Origin of the sequence: Micromonospora sp. DT4, from assembly GCF_049841675.1 — a bacterium.
Classification (GTDB): domain Bacteria; phylum Actinomycetota; class Actinomycetes; order Mycobacteriales; family Micromonosporaceae; genus Micromonospora.
Genome location: NZ_JBNCKT010000181.1, coordinates 1 through 6,665 on the forward strand (window position 1 = coordinate 1; position 6,665 = coordinate 6,665).

Here is a 6,665-nt window from a genome sequence, read left to right on the forward strand (position 1 = left end):
CCATCGACATCGCCACCATCAAGATCTGGCTCCGCGACCTCGCCCGCGAAACCTGATCCACAAGACACGGCCTAGCCGGCTGCTGCCGGCCCTGCAGGGGGCCGTTGGCCGCGTACAGAATCGATTCGTTGCGGTACCAGCGGTCGGTGGACAGGCGCGCGTGCAGGTGCTCGTCGTAGCGGCGGCCGTCGCCGTACCGGTACGACTCGCGCAGCGTCCCCTCGGCGGGATAGCCGGCCCGGTCGGCGACCCGGCAGGACGCCGGGTTGGCGACGGCGTGACACAGCTCGATCCGGTGCAGCCGGAGGACGTCGAACGCCCACGCGGTGAGCCGGACGACGGCCCGCGTCGCCACCTGACGTCCGCGCGCCGCCGGCATCGTCCAGTAGCCGATGGAGGCGTCGCCGTGGCGGATGTGGTGCAGCGACACCGAGCCGAGCAGCTTGCCGTCATCGGCGGCGGCCACCGCCAGCGAGGCGTGGTCGCCGGCCGACCAGTCGGCCCGGCGACGCACCCAGAGCAGGGCGACCTCGTCGTCGATCGGCCCGTCACCCTGCGGGTTCCACTGGGCGATGGCCGGGTCGCGCAGGGCGTCGCGCACGGCCGGGGCGTCCGCGTCCCGCCAGGGGCGCAGCAGCAGGTCGTCGGCGGCGAGCTCCACGTGTTCCACGGACCGGAGTCTGACACACCCCGCCCCGGTCCCGCCGCCGCAATCCCGGCAACGTTCTTCAAAGCTGTACGACAGAGACCGACACCCGGACAGACGTGACGCAGACAACGCCGAACAGGACTAGTTAAATTTTTAACTAGTGCTATCGTCGTGCTCGTGACAAAGAGCCTGGACAGCACCCGAGCGGCCGCCTGGCGCGCCTACATCGAGGCCAGCCAGCGACTGTTCACCCAGATGGAAGAAGACCTACGGGCCGACAGCGACCTCAGCTTCGCCGACTACCACGTGCTGGTCCTGCTCTCCGAAGCGCCGGGGCAACGACTGCGGATGGGCGAGCTGGCCGGCCGCCTGGTCTTCTCCCCCAGCCGCCTCACGTACCAGATCTCCTCGATGCAGCGGCGCGGCCTGGTCAGCAAGGAGCCCTGCCCGGACGATCGGCGCGGCAGCGAAGCCGTGCTCACCGCCGCCGGGCTGCTCACCCTGACGGAGGCCGCACCCCACCACCTGGCGTCGGTGCGTACCCATCTGATGGACGACCTCGACGACGCCGAGGTCGCCTGCCTCACCCGGATCTTCGACCGGCTCGGCCGCCGCCTGCGGGCGGCCCGGACCACGTCGAGCACCCACGCCACACGTTAAGGAGCCCTCGGATGCCCGCGATCACCGTTGACAACGTTCTCGTCCTGCCCCGCCTGCCCAAGCTCCACAAGGCCACCACGTTCCGCAAGGTCCGCAAGGTGACCACCGCGCCCAGCGGCTTCGAGGGCGAGGGCTTCCCGGTCCGCCGGGCCTTCGCCGGGGTGTCGACGACCGACCTGGACCCGTTCATCCACCTCGACCAGATGGGTGAGGTGGACTACGCGCCGGGTGAGCCGAAGGGCACCCCGTGGCACCCGCACCGCGGCTTCGAGACGGTCACGTACATCATCGACGGCGTCTTCGACCACCAGGATTCGCAGGGTGGCGGCGGCACCATCACCGACGGCGATACCCAGTGGATGACGGCCGGCAGTGGTCTGCTTCATATCGAGGCGCCGCCGGAGCACCTGGTGATGAGCGGCGGCCTCTTCCACGGCACGCAGCTCTGGGTCAACCTGCCGCGTGCGGCCAAGATGAACCCGCCCCAGTACCAGGACATCCGGGGCCGGGAGTCCGCGCTGCTCACCACCGAGGACGGCGGCGCGCTGATCCGCGTCATCGCCGGTGAGATCGCCGGGCACAAGGGGCCGGGCTCCACGTTCACGCCGATCACCATCAGCCACGTCACCGTCCAGCCCGGCGCGCAGGTCGACCTGCCCTGGAACCCCAACTCCAACGCACTGGTGTACGTCCTCGGCGGGCGCGGCACCGTCGGCGTCGAGCGTCGACCGGTCCACACCGGTCAGCTCGCGGTGCACGGTCCGGGTAGCGCGCTGCGCTTCGGCGCGAGCCCCACGCAGGACAGCAACACCCCGGCGCTGGACCTCTACATCATGGGCGGTCAGCCCATCCGGGAGCCGGTGGCGCAGTACGGCCCGTTCGTGATGAACACCCGGGACGAGCTGCTCCAGGCGTTCGAGGACTTCAAGGCCGGCCGGCTCGGCGTCATCCCCACCGAGCGGGTGCCGCACACCGACGGCCAGGGCCCGCGTCCCTGACCCTGACCATGCGAAGGCCCCCGGAGTAATCCGGGGGCCTTCGCGTAGTGAAAGTCAGGCCGTTCGGTGGGCCTTTGCCATGTCGACGAAGCCCTGCCATTGGGCCGGACCAAATGCCAGCGTCCCGCCGTCACGGTCCTTCGTGTCCCGAACAAGGACGACACCGGGAAGGTTGTCGGCGACCTCGACTCAGTCGCCGCCGTTGTTGCCGCTCTTGGTGCTCTTGCGCCACTGCGCGCCGGTCATGTCCATGATGCTGCCGCTTCCCTGATCAGGTCCAGGATTTGCGCTCGCGATAGGGCCTCGCCCGTGCCCCACTCGCCCACCGTCCGGCATATCCGCGGATGGTGAACGGACCGCCGAGACCCGGATACATGCCGGCCGAAGTCGGCACGGCATAGAGCTGCACTCGCCGATCTTGCACTTTCTGTCCGGTCATAAGCACCCGAACCAGCCCATCTAGGCGACCGAAAGTGCAAGATCGACACGGCGCTGTGACGCGGCGCTGCACCGCCGCCGCCTCAGGAGACCGCAAAAATCCCAGCCACGCCCAGGATCACCATCAGCAACACCGCTACCAGCGCCCCCCGTTCGCTCTCCACCGCCGGCTCGCGGTACTCGTTCACGGGGTTCGTTGTTTCGCGGTGCATGGTGTGGCCTCCTCGGCTGTTGTCGGGTGCTCGTGTGGCGTCGTCCAGGTCACCGGGCGGCGCACCTGGCATGCGGACCCGCGTCGGGGGTCCTACCGTGAGGACGTTGTCGACCTCCGGGAGGGCTGGACGTGCCGTTACAGGACTGGTTCCTCACCGCACAGGAACGCGCCAACCCGGTCTCTGAGTTACCCGTCTGGACCAGGGGAAACCTCGCCGAGCCGTTGATTCACGGCGCGGCGTACTTCGACCGGCTGGTCGAGGAGGTGGAGGCGCTGACCGCCAACGACCACCTCTTCTTCACCGACTGGCGGGGCGATCCGGACCAGCGCCTGCGTCCGGACGGCCCCACCGTGGTCCAGCTCTTCGCCCAGGCCGCCCAGCGCGGCGTGGTGGTCAAGGGGCTGATCTGGCGTTCACACCTCGACGCGTTGGCCTACAGCGAGGCGGAGAACCGCAACCTCAGCGAGACGGTCTCGGCGGCCGGCGGTGAGGTGCTGCTCGACCAGCGGGTACGCCGCGGCGGCTCGCACCACCAGAAGCTGGTGGTGCTGCGGCACCCGGGCGCCCCGGAGCGGGACATCGCGTTCGCCGGTGGGATCGACCTGTGCCACAGCCGCCGCGACGACGCCGCGCACGGCGGCGACCCCCAGCCGGTGCAGATGTCCCCCCGGTACGGCGCGAACCCGCCCTGGCACGACGTGCAGCTCGCGGTCCGCGGGCCGGTGGTCGGCGCGCTGGACACCGTCTTTCGTGAGCGCTGGACCGACCCGATGCCGCTGGACTCGGAGAACCCGATGGCGTACGCCCGGGACCGCCTGCGCGGCGCGGACCTGCGGCCGGACCCCCTGCCCGAGCAGCCCGCCGACCCGCCCGAGTGTGGGCCGCACCAGATCCAGGTGCTGCGTACCTACCCCGCCGTGCGGCCGCGCTACTCCTTCGCCCCGGACGGCGAGCGGACTGTGGCCCGGGGCTACACCAAGGCGGTACACCGGGCGCGCCGCCTCATCTACCTGGAGGACCAGTACCTCTGGTCGGCCGAGGTGGCGAACCTGTTCGCCCAGGCCCTGCGGGAGAACCCGGAGCTGCACCTGGCCGCCGTGGTGCCCCGGCACCCGGACGTGGACGGCCGGCTCGCCCTGCCACCCAACATGGTCGGCCGGGAGCAGGCGCTGTCCCTGTGCGAACGCGCCGCGCCGGACCGGGTACACGTGTTCGACGTGGAGAACCACGCCGGCACCCCGGTCTACGTACACGCGAAGGTCTGCGTGGTCGACGACGTCTGGGCCAGCGTCGGCAGCGACAACTTCAACCGCCGCTCCTGGACCCACGACAGTGAGCTGTCCTGCGCGGTGCTCGACGACACGCGCGACGAGCGGACGCCCACCGACCCGGCGGGTCTGGGCGACGGGGCCCGCGCCTACGCCCGGGACCTGCGGCTGCGGCTCTGGCGCGAGCACCTGGACCGCGATCCGGACGGCGCGGACGATGCCGACCTGCTCGACCCGGCCGACGCCGTCGCGGCCATCACGGCCGCGGCTGACGAACTGCAACGGTGGTACGACGACGGCCAGGTTGGCGACCGTCCGCCCGGCCGGCTGCGCCCGCACCGCCCCGAGCGGCTGCCCTGGTTCACGCGTGCCTGGGCGCTGCCGGTGTACCGGCTGGTCTACGACCCCGACGGCAGGCCGCTGCGAGCGAGGTTGGCCGGCACCTGGTGAACCGGCCGGGCCGGCTCGGGGAGGCCGACCCCGCCCGGGTGCACGGTCAGCCCTCCGGGGTAGGCGAACGAGGAGCGCGGCGAGAAGTAGCCGAATCCGATGGTCAGCGGGTTGGCGGGGCGCAGCGCGTACATCGGGTGTCGGGGTTGCAGGAACTCCACCGACTCGATCTCGAACGGCGTGACCGGCTCCGCCACGTACGGGTAGACCGAGCTGAGCAGTTGACCGTCGCGGTGGGTGAAGTAGCGGTGGTGCCCGCTGCTGATCACGTGGCCGGTCTGCCCCACCCGGCACCGGGCGCGGATCAGCGGCGCTCCCTCGGCCTCGGTCTCGGAGTACAGCTCCTCGCCGTCCACCTCGATCGTGGTCCGGCCGGCGAGCACGGGAGCGCCGCGCGCGGTGGCGTACTCGCGGACGACACGGCTGGAGGCCACGTAGTGGGTCCACCAGCCGCCCGGGCTGAGGCCGCCGGGGGCGTCCACCCCGGCCAGTGAGACGCCGAGGTACGTCAACGAGTACGCGCCGAAGCCGGAGGTCTGCGTCTCGTCCTCGACGACGTACTGGTTGAGGAACACCTGTCGGTCGGCACGGGGACACAGCCCGGTGGGGACCAGGGCGGCGACCGCGTCGGGATCCGCTGGCAACCAGCTGAAGTACAGGGTGCGACTGTTCACGACGAGCTGGGGAGCGGTTGGATCGAGCATGGTGCCTCCGAACCGGGTGTCTACCCCGCGACGCTACGGCCGGTCCCGCCGACGGGACAACGACGGATAGGCGACACTCCTGCCCGGTTGTCGGATTTCATGTTGACCACTCGGTGGAGGGTCCAGGCCGTCCGGCCGGTCCCATCGGGATGACAGGTGTGCCGCAGGATCGCCCGGGAAACGGGTAAGAGACCTCACAACCTGCGCGATCGTTGCCGCTTTTGGGCGTTTTGTTGCTTGATGCACCTTAAGTGCATCAACCTTTCGGCTAGATTTCCGGGAGCCGATCAGGTTAAGGTGACTCCCGAACGGCCCAACTGAAGCTAAACCAAAGCGTCACGTCTTTTGTCCGCAGACGAGGTGCAGGGAGGACCACCATGACCGCGCCAACGATCACCGAGCAGGCGAGCACCACGGCACCCGAGCAGACCAGCACCACCAAGCTGGACCCGCGGGCGCTCACCGACAGCGCCGCCGACCTGCTCAACGCCATGGCCGCGCTGCCCACCAACCACCCGTCGCGTGCCGCCCTGCGGGACCGCGCGATCGAGGCCTGGCTGCCGCTGGCCAACCACCTCGCCCACCGCTACAGCGGGCGGGGCGAGCCGACCGACGACCTGGCGCAGACTGCCGCCGTCGGCCTGATCAAGGCCATCGACAAGTTCGACCCGTCGCGCGGTGTCGACTTCGCCGGCTACGCGATCCCCACCATCATCGGTGAGCTCAAGCGGCACTTCCGCGACCGCACCTGGGACATCCGGGTACCGCGTCGCCTCCAGGAGCTGCGGCTGGCCATCTCCGACGCCAACAGCTCGCTCCTGCAGACCCTCGGCCGCTCGCCGACGGTCGCCGACATCGCCGCCCACCTCAAGCTCACCGAGGAAGAGGTGCTGGAGGGCCTGGAAGGCGCCCGCGCGTACAACGCGGTGTCGCTGTCCACCCCGACCGGCGACGGTGACCGGGCCACCGAGCTGGGCGACATGCTCGGCGGTGAGGACACCGAGTTCGAGCTGGCGGAGCTGCGGGTCGCTCTCGGCCCCGCGCTCGCCACGCTCGACGAGCGGGAGCAGAAGATCCTGACCCTGCGGTTCTACGGCAACCTGACCCAGTCGCAGATCGCCGACCAGATCGGCGTCTCGCAGATGCACGTCTCCCGCCTGCTGGCTCGGGCGCTGACCAAGCTGCGGGGCCAGCTCGACGGCACGTACTAGGCCGTGTCTTGTGGATCAGGTTTCGCGGGCGAGGTCGCGGAGCCAGATCTTGATGGTGGCGATGTCGATGGT

General features: G+C 70.2%; 7 protein-coding genes and 1 pseudogene. 4 read left to right on the top strand and 4 right to left on the bottom strand.

Going from position 1 to position 6,665, the window contains the following annotated elements; translation table 11 throughout:
- Positions 1–670 (bottom strand): GNAT family N-acetyltransferase (locus ACLQ24_RS27950; RefSeq protein ID WP_425894730.1); only part of this gene is annotated, 670 nt, incomplete at its 3' end.
- Positions 671–826: 156 nt separating this feature from the next.
- Here ACLQ24_RS27950 and ACLQ24_RS27955 point away from each other — a divergent pair.
- Positions 827–1,309 (top strand): MarR family winged helix-turn-helix transcriptional regulator, encoded by a 483-nt coding sequence (locus ACLQ24_RS27955; protein WP_425894731.1) that lies wholly within the window; start codon positions 827–829, stop codon positions 1,307–1,309.
- 11 nt (positions 1,310–1,320) lie between these two features.
- Positions 1,321–2,307, top strand: a complete 987-nt coding sequence (locus tag ACLQ24_RS27960; protein WP_425894732.1) for a pirin family protein — start codon at positions 1,321–1,323, stop codon at positions 2,305–2,307.
- 54 nt (positions 2,308–2,361) lie between these two features.
- Here the strand turns inward: ACLQ24_RS27960 and ACLQ24_RS27965 are convergent.
- Together ACLQ24_RS27965 and ACLQ24_RS27970 are read right to left on the bottom strand one after the other, a co-directional pair.
- Positions 2,362–2,559: pseudogene (locus tag ACLQ24_RS27965) on the bottom strand (DUF397 domain-containing protein).
- Between the two features lie 269 nt (positions 2,560–2,828).
- Positions 2,829–2,957: a hypothetical protein gene (locus ACLQ24_RS27970; RefSeq protein WP_425894733.1), complete on the bottom strand. Its 129-nt coding sequence runs from the start codon at positions 2,955–2,957 to the stop codon at positions 2,829–2,831.
- 131 nt (positions 2,958–3,088) lie between these two features.
- Here ACLQ24_RS27970 and ACLQ24_RS27975 point away from each other — a divergent pair, with 131 nt between their 5' ends.
- Positions 3,089–4,678: a phospholipase D family protein gene (locus ACLQ24_RS27975; protein ID WP_425894734.1), complete on the top strand. Its 1,590-nt coding sequence runs from the start codon at positions 3,089–3,091 to the stop codon at positions 4,676–4,678.
- Here ACLQ24_RS27975 and ACLQ24_RS27980 read toward each other — a convergent pair.
- Positions 4,627–5,382: a hypothetical protein gene (locus ACLQ24_RS27980; protein WP_425894735.1), complete on the bottom strand. Its 756-nt coding sequence runs from the start codon at positions 5,380–5,382 to the stop codon at positions 4,627–4,629. The two genes, ACLQ24_RS27975 and ACLQ24_RS27980, sit on opposite strands and share 52 nt — an antisense overlap.
- A 377-nt stretch (positions 5,383–5,759) precedes the next feature.
- Here ACLQ24_RS27980 and ACLQ24_RS27985 point away from each other — a divergent pair, with 377 nt between their 5' ends.
- Positions 5,760–6,593: a SigB/SigF/SigG family RNA polymerase sigma factor gene (locus ACLQ24_RS27985; protein ID WP_425894736.1), complete on the top strand. Its 834-nt coding sequence runs from the start codon at positions 5,760–5,762 to the stop codon at positions 6,591–6,593.
- Positions 6,594–6,665: the final 72 nt, after the last annotated feature.